We start from the raw sequence: 17,027 nt of genomic DNA on the forward strand, positions 1-17,027 counted from the left end.
GATGATTTGGTGGAGCCGGGGGGATTTGAACCCCCGTCCGCCAGTACTCCGCTGTCGGTCCTACATGCTTAGCCGTGTCTATTAAGTTAACCCTCAGCGACCCGACGGGCAGGGTGCATTGGGCGAGTTGTGTAAGTTTTAGCCACGTCGTCCACAACGTACTAGGCGGCGATCCTGTTCTGTATGACAATCATTTCGGGTTTACAGGCATCCCCTGATGATTGCTGGAGCCGAAGCTACCAGAAGAGCTAGTCGCGCCGCTTACGCAGCGAGAGCGTAGCCCTCGTAGTTTTCGTCATTGGCAACTATAGAAAGTTGCAACAGTGGATTTACGACTTCTGTTACCAAGTCGGCATGCACCTAAAGTTTCATCACCGGCGTCGAATCCTAATCGGCCCCGTGACTACGTTCAGGTAGTCAGTGGGGCGCAGTGTACGCCTAATGGCGCTTCACGTCGACCCGCTGTGCGGGCTACCTGGCAATTATTTGGCGCCCTCGCTGCCGGAGCCAATTTTTTTCAGGTCGGTCATCGCTTTGTCAGTCAGTTCGATGCATTTTTTCTCATCGTTCGCGGCCTTGGCGGCCCGAGCATCGGCTTCGGTCTTCTCCAGCGATGCCTTGACTTCCGGGCTCAGGTTGGAGTTGGTAGACACCTGCGCATCCTTGATACTTTGCAGGTTCACGTCGCAGAGATTTTCGGCGGCGAAGACTGGGGAAGCCAACAGTGCAGCGCTGAGGAACAGTCCTGTAAATGCGGTACGTTTCATGTGTCTCTCCTTTAGCCTGTGGACTCGGTATGGCCGGGGTCGTGAGGGCCGCTGCCCGAGGTTGCGAAAAGCCATCCCGTGCAGGGGGGCTTAAAGGATTGACTATGAGGTTTTGCAGGGGTTCTATTTATTTTTCTCGGCGAACAGAAAGTCGAAAACAGGGTGAAATGCACTAAAAAGAGGCGATAGGTCGCTAACCTCGCTGGGCATCACGCAAACGTGGTTCAGTGATGTCCCAGCTATTTATTGAGGTCAGCGGAGTCATCGCGTCCGTGGCTGTGTCACCCGATCCACCAGGTAAACCAGGCTGTGATAATCAATCCCTGAGTGATGCGACAGCCCAATCTCACAGGTGCGGCTGGTGGAGATGCCTTCGCTGCAGTACTGCACAGCGTTCTTCAACGGGCGTAGCGAGTGAGCATTGAGTTCCGGGTGGGTGAAGCCCTTGTCGCCGGCAAAGCCGCAGCAGTGAATGCCCTCGGGAATCACCACGTTGACGCTGCACAACCGGGCCAGGTCGATCAGCGCCTGGCTTTCGCCCAGATGCTGGGTGCTGCAGGTAACATGCACTGCCACCGGTTCCTGCTGTGGTGTAAAGGTCAGTTTGTCCAGCAGGTGGGTACGAATGAAGCGCACCGGGTCATAGAGGTCCAGGCGGCTGTCCTTCAGGCTTTCGATCAGGCGCAGGGTACAGGGGCTGGTGTCGCAGTAGATCGGGTCAAGCCCGCCGCGACTGGTCTTGAGCAGTGTCTTGATCAGCTCATCGCGCTTTTCGTCAGCCTCGGCGGTATAGCCTTTGGAGGCGAACGGCTGGCCGCAACACAGGCTGTCAGCATCTTCCGGGAACACCACCTGATAGCCGGCCTTTTCCAGCAGCCTGCGCGTTTTGTCCAGTAGCGAGGTCTGTTCCCGATCGCTGGCGGCCGGGCCCATTACTCGCGAGACGCATGCGGCCAGGTACACCACTCGCGGCCGTTGATCGTCGAGCGGCGGTGTGAAGCGAATGGCCTGTGCTGGCTGCGGCATGGCGGCTGTCCACTGTGGTACGCGGCCGGCGGAGGCTGTGTGCAGCGCTGCCGAGATTTTTGCCATACGCGGCGCACCGAGCAGTCTGCGGGCCCCGTCGGCCACTCGCAGGGTAAAGCGTGCGCCCTGCAAGGCGATCTTGAAGTGCTGCGCTATCCAAGCAGCGGTTTTGTCATGGCTGGCCTGTTCGGCGCGCAGTTTCTTGACCAGCTCACCGGTATTGATACCTACCGGGCAGCGCTGGGCGCACAGTCCGGTGGCGGCGCAGGTATCGATGCCCTGGTACTGGTAACCCTGCTCTAGCGCGCGGGTATCTTCGCCGCGGCGTTTTCTCGCTTGAATGTCACGCCACATGACGATGCGCTGGCGAGGGCTGAGGGTCAGTCCTTTGGACGGGCACACCGGTTCGCAGAAGCCGCATTCAATGCACTTATCGACAATTTCGTCGGCTGCCGGCATGGGTTTGAGGTGCTTGAGGTGAATGTGCGGATCGTTGCTCAGCACCACGTCCGGGTTGAGGATGCCGTTGGGGTCGAGCAGGTGCTTGAGTTGCCACATCAGTTGATAGGCGTCGCTGCCCCATTCTTTCTCGACGAATGGCGCCATGTTGCGGCCTGTGCCGTGTTCTGCCTTGAGTGAGCCGCCGAACTCGACAGCAACCAGCTCGGCGACGTCATCCATGAACGCCTGATAGCGTGCGACTTCTTCATGGCTGTTAAAGCCCTGAGTGAAGACAAAGTGCAGATTGCCCTCCAGGGCATGACCAAACAGGATGGCCTCATCGTAATGATGCTTTTCAAACAGGGCGATGAGTCGACGTACGCCAGCGGCCAGTTGTTCCACTGGAAAGGTAACGTCCTCGATGATGACCGTGGTACCGGTCTGGCGCACGGCACCGACAGCAGGGAAGGTGTCTTTGCGAATTGCCCATAGCCGGGCATTGTCCTGTGGGTCTTCGCTGAAGTCGACTTGTTGCTCCACTGCAAACGGCGCCAGCGACGCCATGATCTGCGCCAGCTGTTCATGCAGCAGGCTCTGGCTGGCCGCGCGGGCCTCGATCAACAGCGCGCAGGCGTTTTCCGACAGCTCGCGCACGAAGGCCGGCATACCCGGTTTGTCCTGGACCGAGCGCATGCTGCGCCGATCGAGCAGTTCCACGGCGGCCACTGGCTGCTGTTTGAGGACGCTGACGGCGTTGCAGCAGGTCTCAACGTCCGGGAACACGATCAGCGCCGAAGCTTTATTTGGGTGGTCGGGCACGGTGTTATAAGTCACCGCACTGATAAAACCCAGAGTGCCTTCGCTACCCACCAAAAGATGGCTGAGGATATCCAGTGGCTCGTCGAAATCCACCAGGGCGTTGAGAGACAGCCCGGTGGTGTTTTTCAGACGGTATTTGTGACGGATTCTGGCCGCCAGTTCGCTGTTGTTGCGGGTCTCGCGTGCGAGGCTGGCCAGTTGCTCCAGCAACTGCGCGTGGCTGTTGCGAAAGGCGGCGACGCTGGCAGGGTCTTCGGTGTCCAGGCGGGTGCCGTCGGCCAGCACCAGGCGGATGCCGGCCAGCGTGTGATAAGTGTTTTGCGCGGTGCCGCAGCACATGCCGCTGGCGTTATTGGCGACGATACCGCCGATCTTGCAGGCATTGATCGACGCTGGGTCCGGACCGATCTTGCGGCCAAAGGGTGCCAGCCAGGCATTGGCTTGAGCACCAATCACGCCGGGTTGCAGGCGGATCTGGCTGCCCTGTTGACGAATCTCGCGGCTGTTCCAGTTATCGCCCAGCACCAGCAGCACGCAATCGCTGATTGCCTGACCAGACAGACTGGTGCCCGCCGCACGGAAGGTCACCGCAACCTTATGGGCCTGAGCCAGTTGGAGCAGCGCCACGACTTCGTCTTCGGATTCAACCCGTATCACCAGTTTGGGGATCAACCGATAAAAACTGGCGTCAGTACCGAAAGCCAGGGTCGAGAGCGGATCATCGAAGCGGCGCTGTTCGGGAATCAACAATTGCGCCTGGCGTAGAAAGTTGGCGGGCAGGGTCATGCGTCCTCCAGGATCAGCACCACCAGGTCCTTGGGACCATGGGCGCCGTAGGCCAGCACTTGTTCGATATCGGCGGTTTTGGACGGGCCGGAGATCAGCAGCGCATTGGTCGGCATGTCGTTCGCCCATTGCTGTTGCTGCTGCGCCTGGTACAGGTTGTCGTGGATCTGACTGGCTTTGAGCAGAGCAAAGTGCACCGGCGGCACCAGGCTCATCAGTCGCGGCTCTTCGCGGGTAGGCCAAAGGATCAGGCTGCCGGTCGCGGCGATCGCGCCCAGTGTGCCGGTCACGCTGGCGGCCGTATCGTCGAACAGCTCTTTTTTCCAGGCTTCTATCGGTTTGTCATAGGCCTTGAGCGGCGCCAGGCCGGGCTGCTGCGCCCAGTGTTCGCGAATCCGTTGCCCGTGCAGTGTCCCCGGAGCGATCAGCAGGTTGGGCAGTTGCCGCTCGCTGACCAGTTGCGCCAGGCGTTGTGGCCAATCGTGCTCGCGGCACAGATGGATTTCGGTATGTACCGCTTCCATCAATTGGCGCAGGCGCGCGAGCCGGGTCTGTGCGGTATAGCTCCATGGCCCGGTCACTGTTGCTTCATTGAAATGATCGGCAATCGGTTGAGTGCCTTCCAGGCTACGGCGCAGCTTGGCGAGAATAGTGTTTCTGGCGTTCATCAGGTGTCTCTCTTCTGCCGGGCCTGGTGCTCGCGGGCCAACTCATGCAGTGACCGGGCCGCAGGTTTCGGAGCGCTATGATGCTGCGTCCAGGGGCCGAGGTTAGCGGGCATCAAGGCGCGCAGGCGGGTGGCGAGAAAGCGGAAGGCCCGGTACAGCGCTGGCGAGCGGTTGAGCACCGACCAGGCGTTCCAGATCAGCCGCTCTTTACGTGAGTACTTGCGGCCCTGGTCGCGCATGACCGGGTTGGGTGCATCCGGCGCTTTGACGTTCTCTTCGCGCAACCGGCGCAACAGTGCCGGAATCGGAATCTTCACCGGGCAGACCTCACCGCAGGCTCCGCACAACGACGACGCGCTGGGGTGGTCCGGTACTTTATTCAGGCCGGCCATGTGTGGGGTGATGATCTTGCCGATCGGGCCAGGGTAGACCTCGCCATAGGTATGCCCGCCGACCCGGGTATACACCGGGCAATGGTTCATGCACGCGCCGCAGCGGATGCAGTTGAGGGTCTGGCGCAGCTCACTGTCGGCAAAGGCCTGGCTGCGGCCGTTATCCAGCAGTACCAGATGGACTTGCTGCGGGCCATCGAGTTCATGAGCCTTGCGCGGGCCAGAGATCATGTTCACGTAGGTGGTGATCGGGATGCCCAGTGATGAGCGAGTCAGTAGCGACAGCAGTGGCACGGTGTCGCGCAGGTTCTCCACCACCTTCTCTATGCCGGTGACCGCGATATGCACGGGCGGCACGCTGGTGACCATGCGGCCATTGCCTTCGTTTTCAACCAGCAGCAGGGTGCCGGTCTCAGCCACGGCGAAGTTGACGCCAGACACGCCGATGTCGGCTTCGAAGAACTTCTGGCGCAGCACCTTGCGGCCAATCTGAATCAACTGGTCGACATCGGTGGTGTAGTCGACGCCGAGCTTCTCATGGAACAGCGTGCCGACCTGGCCGGCATTCTTGTGGATGGCCGGCATGATGATGTGCGAGGGCTTCTCGTGAGCCATTTGCACGATGTATTCGCCCATGTCGGCTTCCAGGCATTCGATGCCTCGCTCAGCGAGGAAATGGTTCATTTCCATTTCTTCGCTGACCATCGATTTGCCTTTGATCAGTTGCCGGGCTTCATGCGCTTCGACGATGGACAGCACGATGGCATTGGCTTGCTCGATGGTTTCGGCCCAGTGCACCTGAACGCCGTTGCGGATCAGGTTGTGTTCCAGTTGCTCCAGCAGATCAGGCAGTTTCGACAGCGCGCGGGCACGGATGGCATTGCCCAGCTCGCGCAGCTCTTCGCGTTCGTCAGCGTCGCTGAACGCCGCGGCGCGCTTGGTCATCAATGAATCCATGGCGCGGCGAAAATTGCCGCGCAGTTGACTGTCACCAAGTGCCTGACGGGCGCGGTTGGGGAAGTCGGGGTTGAGCTCTACGGCCGCAATACGATTGTGCGCGGTCATGAGCGGCCTCCGGTGCGCTGCCAGAGAAAACTGGCCAGATGCATGCCGTGCAGCGATGCTTGCTGCTTTTCCAGTGCCCCGTTGATATTCATCAAGCAGCCGCAGTCGGCCGTGATGACCTGGTCGGCGCCTGAGTCTTTCAGTGCCTGGGTTTTGTCGGCCACCATGGCCCCGGAAATGTCCGGCATACGCACGCTGAATGTGCCGCCAAAGCCGCAGCATTCGCTTTCATGCGAGTGTTCGACACGCTCGACGTTGCCCAGTTGGCCAAGCAGTTCACGGGCATGCAGGTGGGTGTTCATCTCCCGGCGTGCCGAGCAGGATGTATGCAGGGCGATCCTGATCGGCTGGCCTTGGTCATCGAAGCGCACCTTGCAGACATGCAGCAGGAATTCGGTCAGTTCATAAGTGCGCGCGGCAAGATTGCGCACTTTTTCCAGCATCGGCGGCTCGTCCTTGAACAGCTCTGGATAATGCTCACGGAACATGCCCGCGCACGAGCCAGATGGCACGACTACCGGGTCGCTGCCTTCGAACAACTGCACCTGAGCCCGGGCGACTTGCCGGGCCTGCTCAGTGTAGCCACTGGTGTAGGCCGGCTGGCCGCAGCAACTCTGGCCCTGTGGGTAGTTCACCTGGATACCTTCGCGCTCAAGCAGGTGAATGGTGTCCATGCCCGCTTGCGCAAAAAACAGGTCGACCACGCAGGTACCGAACAGGTACACCCGTTGTGGCTTCTGATCAGGGTACTGGCGTGGTGCATGGCGCGGCGCCAGCCGCGTGGCGTTGGGGGAGGCGTTATAGAACAGTTCGTTCATCAGGTGCTTCTCCGGGTGGGCCCGGTTATCGAAAGCTGGCGCCCGCCATCACGACGGCGCCAGGGTTTACGGATTGACCGCGACTCAGTGCACCAGCATGCCGGTGAACCAATACGCTTGCGCATAGGTGATGATCCCCACCAGGGTGGCGAAGAACAGGCTGTGCTTGAGGGTGAAGCGGAACAGGTCCGACTCCTTGCCGACCAGGCCGGTCGCTGCGCAGGCCACGGCAATGGACTGTGGCGAAATCATCTTGCCGGTGACGCCGCCGCTGGAGTTGGCGGCGACCATCAGCACATCACTGACGCCGGTCTGGTGCGCTGTGGTGGCTTGCAGGGAGCCAAACAGGGCGTTGGCAGAAGTATCCGAACCGGTCAGGAATACCCCCAGCCAACCCAGAAATGGCGAGAAGAACGGAAAGGCCGCACCGGTGCCGGCCAGTACCAGCGCCAGTGTCGAAGACATCCCCGAGTAGTTCATGACGAAGGCGAACGCCAGCACCATGCCAATCGATACGATTGCCCAACGCAGCTCAATCACGGTCTCTTTGAAGGTGGTCAGACCAATCCTGGCGCTGATGCGCAGCACGATCATCGAGATGATGGCCGAGAGCAGGATGGCGGTGCCGGAAGCGGCAATCAGGTCCAGCTTGTACACCGCCGGCATGGCGGTTGCCTTGGCCACGATTGGCGTGCCCTTGATCACCATCTGATCAAGAAACGGCACGGCGGTGTTGATGGTCCATGCCTGCAGCGGGCCACCGGCAGCGAACAGCGCCTTGAAGGGTTTGAGCGTCCATACAGTGACCATCGCAGTGAGGATCAGAAATGGCGACCAGGCTTTGAAAATCTGCCCCAGGGTGTAGGGCGACGGCGTACGTGACGGGGCCGGGATATGACCTCCACCGCCCAGTACGGCGGTGCCGCCACCGCTGCTGATCACTGCGTCAGTGGCGCGCTGCGGCTGCCAGACCTTGAGGAACAGGGTCAGGGAAATGATGCTGACCAGTGCCGAGGTGATGTCTGGCAGTTCCGGGCCGATGAAGTTCGAGGTCAGGTATTGGGTGACGGCAAAGCTGAAGCCCGCCACGAACGCGGCCGGCCAGGTTTCCTTGACGCCGCGTACGCCGTCCATGATGAACATCAGCCAGAACGGCACGAAGATAGACAGGAACGGCAGCTGGCGACCGGTCATTGCGCCGATCTTGAAAGCGTCGATGCCCGAGACCTGGCCGGCAACGATGATCGGGATGCCGAGCGCCCCGAACGCCACCGGCGCGGTGTTGGCAATCAGGCACAGGCCGGCGGCGTATAGCGGGTTCAGGCCCAGGCCCACCAGCAAGGCGGCAGTGATTGCCACAGGCGCACCGAACCCTGCCGCGCCTTCAAGAAAGGCGCCGAAGCAGAAGCCGATCAGCAGCACCTGCAGGCGCTGGTCGTCGGTGATGGTCAGTACCGAGCTGCGGATGATCTCGAACTGGCCGCTTTTGACGGTCAGCTTGTAGAGAAATACCGCTGCGACGATGATCCAGGCGATCGGCCACAGACCGTAGGCAAAACCGTAGCCCGCCGCAGCCAGTGCCATGTCGACCGGCATCTGGAAGGCGAAGATCGCCACCAGCACCGATAAGCCCAGCGTGATGCTGCCAGCAATGTGGCCTTTGAGACGGAACACCGCCAGGGCGAGAAAAAAGAAAATGATCGGGATCAGCGCAGCGGCGGCGGATAAGCCCAGGCTGCCCAAGGGGGTATAGAGTTGTTGCCAGGTTTGCATTGGGTTGGCCCCTAGTTGTTTTTGGTTAGGCCCGGTGTCCGGTGGCGTACGTGCCTGATTCAGGCAGGTGGTCGTAGCGTCCCGTGCACCAGCTCAGGCCTTTCTGGTCGGGAAAGGTCCAGCGATGTACGTGCAGTTGGTTACTTATATAGCTCTTGGTTAATTGGTAAGACCAATTTACAAGATCTGGTTGCTAGGGTAGAAGCCTTACCGGGGATGTGTCAATTTGCTCTTTTTGCGACTTTGGTCTGAATCAGCCCGGCAGCAGTACAGCAATGGTTCAGTGACAGCCATGCGGCAGATGCCTAAGGTGCTCGGATCGGCCAGAATAGACGGGCCCGATAACGAGGTCGGGAAGGTGGAGTGAGGGCTATGGGCTTTGGTCAAGTACGGCAACGCCGTTTGTCGGACGATATTGTCGAGCAGCTGGAAAAAATGATTCTGGAGGGCACGCTCAAGGCCGGCGGTCGTTTGCCTGCCGAGCGCGTGCTGGCTGAGCAGTTTGGTGTTTCACGCCCATCCCTGCGTGAGGCCATTCAGAAACTGACAGCAAAAGGGCTGTTGATCAGTCGTCAGGGCGGCGGTAATTACGTGGCGGAAAATCTGGGCTCGACCTTCAGTGATCCGTTGCTGCAACTGCTGGAAAGCAGCCCGGACGCGCAGCGCGACCTGCTGGAGTTTCGGCATACTCTGGAAGCCTCGTGCGCCTACTACGCAGCGTTGCGGGCTACCGATCTGGATCGCGAGCGGCTGCGCCAGGCATTTGATGCTCTGCAGGATTGTTACGCCAGGGCTGAACAGGAGGGTGGTGTCGAAGAGGCCGCTGCCGATGCCAATTTCCATCTGGCGATTGCCGAGGCCAGCCATAACGCGGTGTTGCTGCACACCATTCGTGGGCTGTTCGACCTGGTGCGGCGTAACGTTGTGATCAATATCGGGGGCATGTATCAGCAGCGCAGCGAGACCCGCGACATGCTTATCGCGCAGCATCGTGAGCTGTATGAGGCGATTATCGAAGGGCGCGCCGAGGATGCACGAAGTGTTTCAAGTCGCCACCTGATGTATGTTCAGGAGGTGCTTGAGGAGGTGCGTCAGCAGGGAGAGCGGGCGGCGCGAGCCGAGCGGCGGCATAACCTGTAGGTTACGCCGAATGCCCGCGATAGCCTGTCGCGGGCTGCGCGGGGTCAGTCTTCCTTGCCCTTGTTGCGCACGGCACGTTGCAGTTCGCGGTTGGAATCGCGTTCGCGCTCGGTGTCGCGCTTGTCGTATTCCTTTTTGCCTTTGCCCAGTGCGATTTCGCACTTGATCATGTGCTGTTTCCAGTACAGCGACAAGGCAACGCAGGTATAGCCCTTTTGCTGTACAGCGGCGAACAGCCTGTCGAGTTCGCGGCGGTTGAGCAGCAGCTTGCGAGTGCGCGTCGGGTCCGCGATGACATGCGTGCTGGCTGTCTTGAGGGGGGTGATATGACTGCCCATCAGCCAGGCTTCGTCGTCCTTGAGCAGCACATAGCTGTCAACCAACTGTACCTTGCTGGCACGCAGGCTTTTTACTTCCCAACCGGACAGGACCAGACCGGCTTCGAACTTGTGTTCGATGAAGTAATCGTGACGCGCTTTTTTATTCTGCGCGATGGTCCCTGTAGGGTGCTTTTTGAGTTTGGCCATAGGGGCCGCATTATAGGCAGTTGCTGCGTTGTCGGCTATGGGCAAGGCGTGTGCTTGAGCGCGATGATCGAATCCCGGACAATGCGCGCTCTTTTTACACCTTGTAACGTGGCGTATCGCATCTGAGCGGCCCACGACTCAGGCGAAAAGGTGATGAGGCGCTGGCGTCCGATCCTGTTACCCTGACTTTCATTCTTGAGGCACCAGAGGGTGCCGTTCGGCATTTATATGCCGCTCAGTTTTGGAAAAGATGCTGACATGACTACGCATATTCAACGTTCGGCACTGTTGCCGTATCCAGCCCGGTTTCTTTATGACCTGGTCAACGATGTGGCTCGCTATCCCGAATTCTTGCCTTGGTGTGCCGCGGCGCTGGTGCACGAGTCCAGCGACACCGAGATGCGTGCCAGTCTTGAAATCGCCAAAGGCGGACTGAGCCAGAAGTTCGTGACCCGCAATACCCTGATACCAGGTGAGTCGATTGTCATGGACCTGGTCGAAGGGCCCTTCAGTCAATTGCATGGTGTCTGGACTTTCAAGTCGCTGGGCGAAAAGGCCTGCAAGATCAATCTGGACCTGTCGTTCGACTATGCCGGGCCACTGGTGCGTGCCACCCTCGGGCCACTGTTCAATCAGGCAGCCAATACCTTGGTCGATGCATTCTGCCAGCGGGCGAAACAGCTGCATGTCTGAAACCCCGATTGAGATCGAGGTGGTGCATGCAAGTCTTGAGCGTCAGGTCATGTTGCGCGTCAAGGTGGCTGCTGGCACCACGGTTCGCCAGGCATTGCAGTCAAGCGGCATCGGAGCGGTTTTTCCGGAGCTTGAGCTGGAGTCTTGTGCGGTGGGGGTCTTTGGCAAACTGATCAGCGATCCTGACTATCGCGTCATGGAGTCGGGTGAGCGTATCGAGATCTATCGACCGCTATTGGCTGATCCGAAGGAAGTGCGGCGGCTGCGTGCTGCCAAGGCTGAAAAAGCGCGACCGAAGAAGGGGCGGGCCTGACTTCAGTTCAGGGCCGAGAAAATATCTGGATAAAAAAATGCCCGGCTAACCGGGCATTTTTGCTTAACGCGCTGGTGCTTCCAGCGGTTCCTGTTCAGGGACTGGCGTTGTCTCGACGCTGTCGACCTCTTTCTGAATCTGGTCAAGCATCGAGCCTGGGCGCGCGGGCTGTTCAGGTGGCGTCTGCGGCTGGCTCTGCACCGGCGTCACGCTGGTGTCACTGCCTTGGCCAAGGATGGCCTCGTCACGGCTGACACCCGGCATGAAGTCGCCAGACAGGCTGACCAGTTGGTCATTGCCGTTGAAAATCAGGCTGATGCGTTCCTGTTGGCGTTCACCGCCGCCGGGTTGCAGGCTATACAGATAATCCCAGCGATCGGTGTGGAATGTATCGACCAGCAACGGGTTGCCCATGATAAACCGTACTTGCCGCCGGGTCATTCCGGGGCGCAACTGGTCTATCATATCCTGCGTGACGACATTTCCCTGCTGGATGTCGATTTTATAAACCCCGGGGAACGAGCAACCGGCGAGTGCGAGCAGTCCCACAAGTGTGAAACTGGTTAGCAAGAGCTTGGTGTTTTGCATCGGTGGGCGACTTCCACTATCTTGGCTGGGTCAACAAACCCCGATCATACCTGCATTAAGAGAAGCTGCGAAGCAGCGTCTGCGAGAAAGCTGACCATGGTTGAAAATAGCGAACTACGTAAAGCAGGACTCAAGGTGACCCTTCCACGGGTCAAGATCCTTCAAATGCTCGATTCTGCCGAGCAGCGCCACATGAGTGCCGAGGATGTCTACAAGGCTCTGATGGACGCCAGTGAAGATGTCGGTCTGGCCACGGTTTACCGTGTTCTGACCCAATTCGAAGCGGCAGGTCTGGTGGTGCGCCACAACTTCGACGGCGGTCATGCGGTCTTCGAACTGGCAGACGGCGGCCACCACGACCATATGGTCAATGTGGACTCCGGTGAGGTCATCGAATTCTTCGACGAAGAAATCGAAGCCTTGCAAAAGGCCATCGTTGAGCGTCACGGCTTTGATCTGGTCGATCACAATCTGGTGCTCTACGTGCGCAAGAAAGCCTAAACCTTTCTTCGTACAGCAAAAAAGGCCCCTTGCCGATTCGTTCGGCAAGGGGCCTTTTGGTTTTTTGGGGCGTACAGTTTTTCTGGCTGAGTATCATTTTCTTCGCATGGGCCAATGACTCCTTGGTCAGGTCAATACCGCCCAGCATCCGTGCCACCTCTTCGATGCGCTCGTGCTTGCCGAGCTTTGATACCGCAGTGCGCGTCGCATTGCTGTCACGGGCCTTGTGCACGAACAGGTGCTGATGGCCCTGCGCTGCCACCTGGGGCAGGTGGGTGACGGTGATGACCTGGCCGCGCTCGCCCAGGCGGCGCAGCAATTGACCAACAATTTCTGCCGTCGGGCCACCAATGCCCACGTCGACTTCATCGAATACCAGGGTAGGAATCCGCGAGGTCTGAGCGGTGATGACCTGAATGGCCAGGCTGATCCGTGACAGTTCACCGCCGGAAGCGACTTTTGATAAAGGCTTGAGTGGCTGACCCGGGTTGGCGCTGACCAGCAGTTCGACCTGTTCAAGGCCGTAAGGCAGCAGGTCAGCCCCGGTATTGGCCTTGAGCTCGATGTTGAAGCGGCCGCCGGGCATGCCCAGGCGGTGGATCTCCTGTTCCACTGCATGGGCCAGTTCGCTCGACGAGTGGCGCCGCAGGTCGCTCAGTTGCCGGGCTTTTTCCTGATAATGCCGGGCGTAGGCCGTCAGCTCGTTCTGCAGCCGCTCGATCGACTCGTCGCTGGCGTTGAGCGTTTCAATCTCATCGAGCAGCTTCTGATGCAGGGTAGCAACTTCATGGGGCTGGATACGATGTTTGCGTGCCAGGCTGTAGATGGCGTCCAGGCGCTCTTCGATCTGTTGAAGGCGGCCCGGATCGGCATCGAAGTGGTCGAGAAAACGATTGAGTTCGCCCACGGCCTCTTCAACCTGGATCTGGGCGCTGGACAGCAGGTCGGTGGCCTCATTGAGTGGTGTCGAATTGCCGCTCACGCTGGACAGGCGATTGAGGCTGTTGGTCAGGGCGTGCAGGACGTTGCCCGAGTCACTTTCGCTGCATTGTTCGATAACCTGACGGCAGATGCTCAGCAGGCTCTCGGCGTTGGTCAGGGTCTTTTGATCCTGCTCGAGCTGCTCGAGCTCGTTTTCACCAAGGCTGAGATTCTCCAGCTCTTCGAGTTGATAGCTGAGCAACTGGTGGCGCGCGCGTTGTTCATCACCTGAACTGGACAGGCGCTCCAGCTCGGCGCGTGTCTGGCGCCAGCGCTGCGAGGCCAGTTGTACCTGGCGGGCCAGATCGGTTGCGCCCGCATATTCGTCGAGCAGGCGCCGGTGAGTATCGCTTTTGAGCAGCGACTGGTGTTCATGCTGGCTGTGGATGTCGATCAACAGCTCGCCCAAGGCTTTCAAATCGCCCTGTGGGCATGGCGTGCCGTTGATGTAGGCGCGTGAACGACCTTCAGCAGTGATGACCCGGCGCAGAATGCACAGTGCCTCGCCCTCCAGGTCTCGCTCCTTGAGCCAGGTCTGCGCCTCAGGGATCTTGCTCAGGTCGAACGTGGCCAAAATATCGGCCTTGTCGGCGCCAGGGCGAACCACGCCGCTGTCGGCGCGGTCACCGAGGGTGAGGCCCAGGGCGTCGAGCATGATCGACTTGCCGGCGCCGGTTTCACCCGTGATGACGCTCATGCCGCGATCAAGCTCCAGATCGAGGTGTTCGACGATGGCGTAGTTGTGTACCGAAAGATGAACCAGCATGCAGCGGCTCCAGAACGATTCTTCTGGTTATTTATACAGTGTTTTGTTTCGGCCTGACAATGCCCGTCTCCAATTCGTAATGACTGGTCGTCGGACAGGCCTGCAATTGCCTGATGCGCAAGATGGATTGGCGGGCTGGCGGTTTTTGCTTTTTACCCTGCACTTCGTGGTGTGCTCCCCTTGAAGCTGGAAATTCCGCTCCCATATAAGGGGCAGAAGCGCGAGTTGGGATCGCGGACGTTTTGGAGAGGAGAGAAGTATGGCTGACGAACAGAATCTGGATACGCACGCTCAGGGGCAGGCCGCACAGGCTGAAGCCGGGGATGATCTGGCGACCCGCGTGCAAGTGCTCGAAGAGCAACTCGCCACCGCGCAGGACCAGTCCCTGCGAGCCGTTGCGGATCTGCAGAATGTCCGCCGCCGTGCCGAGCAGGACGTTGAAAAGGCGCACAAGTTTGCGCTGGAAAAATTCTCCGCCGACCTGTTGCCGATCATCGATAGCCTTGAGCGTGGCCTGGAGCTGTCCAACCCGGACGACCAGAGCATCCGTCCGATGCGTGAAGGCATCGAACTGACCCTCAAGATGTTTCAGGACACGCTCAAGCGCTATCAGCTGGAAGCCGTTGATCCGCATGGCCAGCCGTTCAATGCTGAACAGCACCAGGCGATGGCGATGGAAGAGAACGCCAACGTCGAGCCCAACACCGTACTCAAGGTCTTCCAGAAGGGCTATCAGCTCAATGGCCGCCTGCTGCGCCCGGCCATGGTCGTGGTCAGCAAGGCGCCTTCGCCGGCCACGCCCTCAATTAACGAGCAGGCTTGAAATCGTCCGGGCAGCCCCCATTTAAAGGTCAAGCGTTTAAGTGCTACCGCAATCTGTGAACCCGGTTGCGGCAACCAATCAAAAGTTTCGGGAGAGTCAAGATGGGCAAAATTATCGGTATCGACCTGGGGACCACCAACTCCTGCGTCTCGATTCTGGAAGGCGGCAACGTCAAGGTCATTGAAAACGCCGAAGGTGCGCGTACTACCCCTTCGATCATCGCCTACGCCAACGATGGCGAAATCCTGGTCGGTCAGTCGGCCAAGCGTCAGGCGGTCACCAACCCGCACAACACGCTGTACGCAGTAAAGCGTCTGATCGGCCGTCGTTTCGACGAGGGTGTCGTACAGAAAGACATCCAGATGGTCCCTTACAAGATCACCAAGGCTGACAACGGCGACGCGTGGGTTGAAGTCAATGGCCAGAAAATGGCTCCGCCACAGATCTCGGCTGAAATTCTCAAGAAGATGAAGAAAACCGCCGAAGACTACCTCGGCGAGACCGTGACTGAAGCGGTGATCACCGTTCCGGCCTACTTCAACGACAGCCAACGTCAGGCGACCAAGGACGCCGGCCGTATCGCGGGTCTTGACGTCAAGCGGATCATCAACGAACCGACCGCAGCCGCGCTGGCGTACGGTATGGACAAGGCCAAAGGCGACCACACTGTGATCGTTTATGACCTCGGTGGTGGTACCTTCGACGTATCGGTCATCGAGATCGCTGAAGTCGACGGCGAGCACCAGTTCGAAGTATTGGCCACCAACGGTGACACGTTCCTCGGTGGTGAAGACTTCGATATCCGTCTGATTGACTACCTCGTCGACGAATTCAAGAAAGAAAGCGGCATCAACCTCAAAGGTGATCCGCTGGCCATGCAGCGCCTGAAAGAAGCCGCTGAAAAAGCCAAGATCGAGCTGTCTTCCAGCACCCAGACCGACGTCAACCTGCCGTACATCACTGCAGACGCCACCGGTCCAAAGCACTTGAACGTGAAAATCTCGCGTTCCAAGCTGGAGTCGCTGGTTGAAGACCTGGTGCAGCGCACCATCGAGCCTTGCCGTACTGCTCTGAAAGATGCCGGTATCGACATCGGTGCGATCAACGACGTGATTCTGGTCGGTGGCCAGACCCGTATGCCGCTGGTGCAGAAGCTGGTTGCCGAGTTCTTCGGCAAGGAAGCTCGCAAGGACGTCAACCCGGACGAAGCTGTTGCCATGGGCGCCGCCATTCAGGGCGCGGTTCTGGCCGGTGACGTCAAAGACGTGCTGCTGCTGGACGTCAGCCCGCTGACCCTGGGTATCGAAACCATGGGTGGCGTGATGACTGCGCTGATCGAGAAGAACACCACTATCCCGACCAAGAAGTCGCAAGTGTTCTCCACCGCTGACGACAACCAGAACGCCGTGACCATTCACGTGCTGCAAGGTGAGCGCAAGCAGGCGACCCAGAACAAATCGCTGGGCAAGTTCGACCTGGCCGAGATTCCGCCGGCGCCACGTGGCGTTCCGCAAATCGAGGTGACCTTCGACATCGACGCTAACGGCATCCTGCACGTCGGCGCGAAAGACAAGGCTACCGGCAAGCAGCAGTCGATCGTGATCAAGGCCAACTCCGGTCTGTCCGAGGAAGAAATCCAGCAGATGGTGCGTGATGCCGAGGCTAATGCCGAGGAAGATCGCAAGTTCGAAGAGCTGGCCTCGGCCCGTAACCAGGGTGATGCACTGGTGCACTCGACCCGCAAAATGATTGCCGATGCCGGTGACAAGGTCAGCGCCGAAGAGAAGACCGCAGTAGAAGCGGCTGTTGCTGCGCTGGAAGTGGCAGTGAAGGGCGACGACAAGTCGGTCATCGATGCCAAGGTTGAAGAGCTGTCCAAGGTCTCTGCGCCAATCGCGCAGAAGATGTATGCCGAACAGGCTGAAGCTCCGGAAGCCGCTGCCAAGCCAGCTGAAGGCGCGGCCAAGGCTGATGACGTTGTCGACGCCGAGTTCGAAGAAGTCAAAGACCACAAGTAAGCGCAGGCTCACTTGCAACCCGGTTGACCGCTGTATCGCGGTCGCTGGTAGGATGTCGCCGCGCGGGAGCTTGCTCCCGCGTTGGCGTGTCTGGGATAGACGATTTTTTTTATGGCTTGTGC

Annotated in this window: 14 protein-coding genes, 1 other RNA gene and 1 pseudogene; 6 read left to right on the forward strand and 10 right to left on the reverse strand. The window is 59.3% G+C overall.

The window, feature by feature from the left end; all coding sequences use genetic code 11:
- Window positions 1–7: 7 nt before the first annotated feature.
- The 7 genes from ssrA to NRB16_RS11695 form a co-directional block, all read right to left on the reverse strand.
- Window positions 8–399: a transfer-messenger RNA gene (gene ssrA, locus NRB16_RS11665) on the reverse strand.
- 83 nt (window positions 400–482) lie between these two features.
- Window positions 483–767, reverse strand: coding sequence for a hypothetical protein (locus NRB16_RS11670; RefSeq protein WP_045487655.1), 285 nt, complete (start codon window positions 765–767; stop codon window positions 483–485).
- Between the two features lie 261 nt (window positions 768–1,028).
- Window positions 1,029–3,839: an FAD-binding and (Fe-S)-binding domain-containing protein gene (locus tag NRB16_RS11675; protein ID WP_257106207.1), complete on the reverse strand. Its 2,811-nt coding sequence runs from the start codon at window positions 3,837–3,839 to the stop codon at window positions 1,029–1,031.
- Window positions 3,836–4,507 carry a lactate utilization protein gene (locus NRB16_RS11680; protein WP_253116399.1) on the reverse strand — a complete coding sequence of 224 codons (672 nt, stop codon included), beginning with the start codon at window positions 4,505–4,507 and terminating at the stop codon, window positions 3,836–3,838. The genes NRB16_RS11675 and NRB16_RS11680 overlap by 4 nt, the downstream gene beginning before the upstream one ends.
- Complete coding sequence (locus tag NRB16_RS11685) at window positions 4,507–5,964, reverse strand: LutB/LldF family L-lactate oxidation iron-sulfur protein (protein WP_253116397.1); 1,458 nt, start codon at window positions 5,962–5,964, stop codon at window positions 4,507–4,509. The genes NRB16_RS11680 and NRB16_RS11685 overlap by 1 nt, the downstream gene beginning before the upstream one ends.
- Window positions 5,961–6,782 carry a (Fe-S)-binding protein gene (locus tag NRB16_RS11690; protein WP_253139401.1) on the reverse strand — a complete coding sequence of 274 codons (822 nt, stop codon included), beginning with the start codon at window positions 6,780–6,782 and terminating at the stop codon, window positions 5,961–5,963. The genes NRB16_RS11685 and NRB16_RS11690 overlap by 4 nt, the downstream gene beginning before the upstream one ends.
- An 84-nt stretch (window positions 6,783–6,866) precedes the next feature.
- A complete protein-coding gene (locus tag NRB16_RS11695; RefSeq protein WP_253139398.1) occupies window positions 6,867–8,555 on the reverse strand; it encodes a lactate permease LctP family transporter in 1,689 nt (562 codons plus the stop codon).
- A 372-nt stretch (window positions 8,556–8,927) separates the two neighbouring features.
- Between NRB16_RS11695 and NRB16_RS11700 the strand changes: the two genes are divergently transcribed.
- Complete coding sequence (locus NRB16_RS11700) at window positions 8,928–9,695, forward strand: FCD domain-containing protein (RefSeq protein WP_045487674.1); 768 nt, start codon at window positions 8,928–8,930, stop codon at window positions 9,693–9,695.
- A 44-nt stretch (window positions 9,696–9,739) separates the two neighbouring features.
- Here the strand turns inward: NRB16_RS11700 and smpB are convergent, their stop codons facing one another.
- Window positions 9,740–10,222: an SsrA-binding protein SmpB gene (gene smpB / locus NRB16_RS11705; protein ID WP_045487678.1), complete on the reverse strand. Its 483-nt coding sequence runs from the start codon at window positions 10,220–10,222 to the stop codon at window positions 9,740–9,742.
- Window positions 10,223–10,480: 258 nt separating this feature from the next.
- Between smpB and NRB16_RS11710 the strand changes: the two genes are divergently transcribed.
- Together NRB16_RS11710 and NRB16_RS11715 are read left to right on the forward strand one after the other, a co-directional pair.
- Complete coding sequence (locus NRB16_RS11710) at window positions 10,481–10,915, forward strand: type II toxin-antitoxin system RatA family toxin (protein WP_045494304.1); 435 nt, start codon at window positions 10,481–10,483, stop codon at window positions 10,913–10,915.
- Complete coding sequence (locus NRB16_RS11715) at window positions 10,908–11,228, forward strand: RnfH family protein (protein WP_045487683.1); 321 nt, start codon at window positions 10,908–10,910, stop codon at window positions 11,226–11,228. Before NRB16_RS11710 ends, NRB16_RS11715 begins: the two co-directional genes overlap by 8 nt.
- Before the next feature lie 63 nt (window positions 11,229–11,291).
- Here NRB16_RS11715 and NRB16_RS11720 read toward each other — a convergent pair whose 3' ends face one another.
- Window positions 11,292–11,816, reverse strand: coding sequence for an outer membrane protein assembly factor BamE (locus NRB16_RS11720; RefSeq protein ID WP_045487686.1), 525 nt, complete (start codon window positions 11,814–11,816; stop codon window positions 11,292–11,294).
- Window positions 11,817–11,912: 96 nt separating this feature from the next.
- On the opposite strand from NRB16_RS11720, the gene fur reads away from it, so the two are divergent.
- Complete coding sequence (gene fur, locus NRB16_RS11725) at window positions 11,913–12,317, forward strand: ferric iron uptake transcriptional regulator (RefSeq protein ID WP_045487688.1); 405 nt, start codon at window positions 11,913–11,915, stop codon at window positions 12,315–12,317.
- A gap of 91 nt (window positions 12,318–12,408) precedes the next feature.
- On the opposite strand, the pseudogene recN reads toward fur, so the two are convergent.
- A pseudogene (gene recN, locus NRB16_RS11730) lies at window positions 12,409–14,064 on the reverse strand (DNA repair protein RecN); the annotation flags it as partial.
- A gap of 259 nt (window positions 14,065–14,323) precedes the next feature.
- Between recN and grpE the strand changes: the two are divergent.
- Window positions 14,324–14,887, forward strand: coding sequence for a nucleotide exchange factor GrpE (gene grpE, locus NRB16_RS11735; protein WP_045487692.1), 564 nt, complete (start codon window positions 14,324–14,326; stop codon window positions 14,885–14,887).
- Between the two features lie 101 nt (window positions 14,888–14,988).
- Entirely contained in the window at window positions 14,989–16,905 is a 1,917-nt protein-coding gene (dnaK, locus tag NRB16_RS11740) for a molecular chaperone DnaK (RefSeq protein WP_253116386.1), read from the forward strand.
- The last annotated feature ends 122 nt before the right edge of the window (window positions 16,906–17,027 follow it).

The sequence above is a fragment of the Pseudomonas sp. LJDD11 genome (assembly GCF_024584215.1).
In the GTDB taxonomy this organism is placed as follows: domain Bacteria; phylum Pseudomonadota; class Gammaproteobacteria; order Pseudomonadales; family Pseudomonadaceae; genus Aquipseudomonas.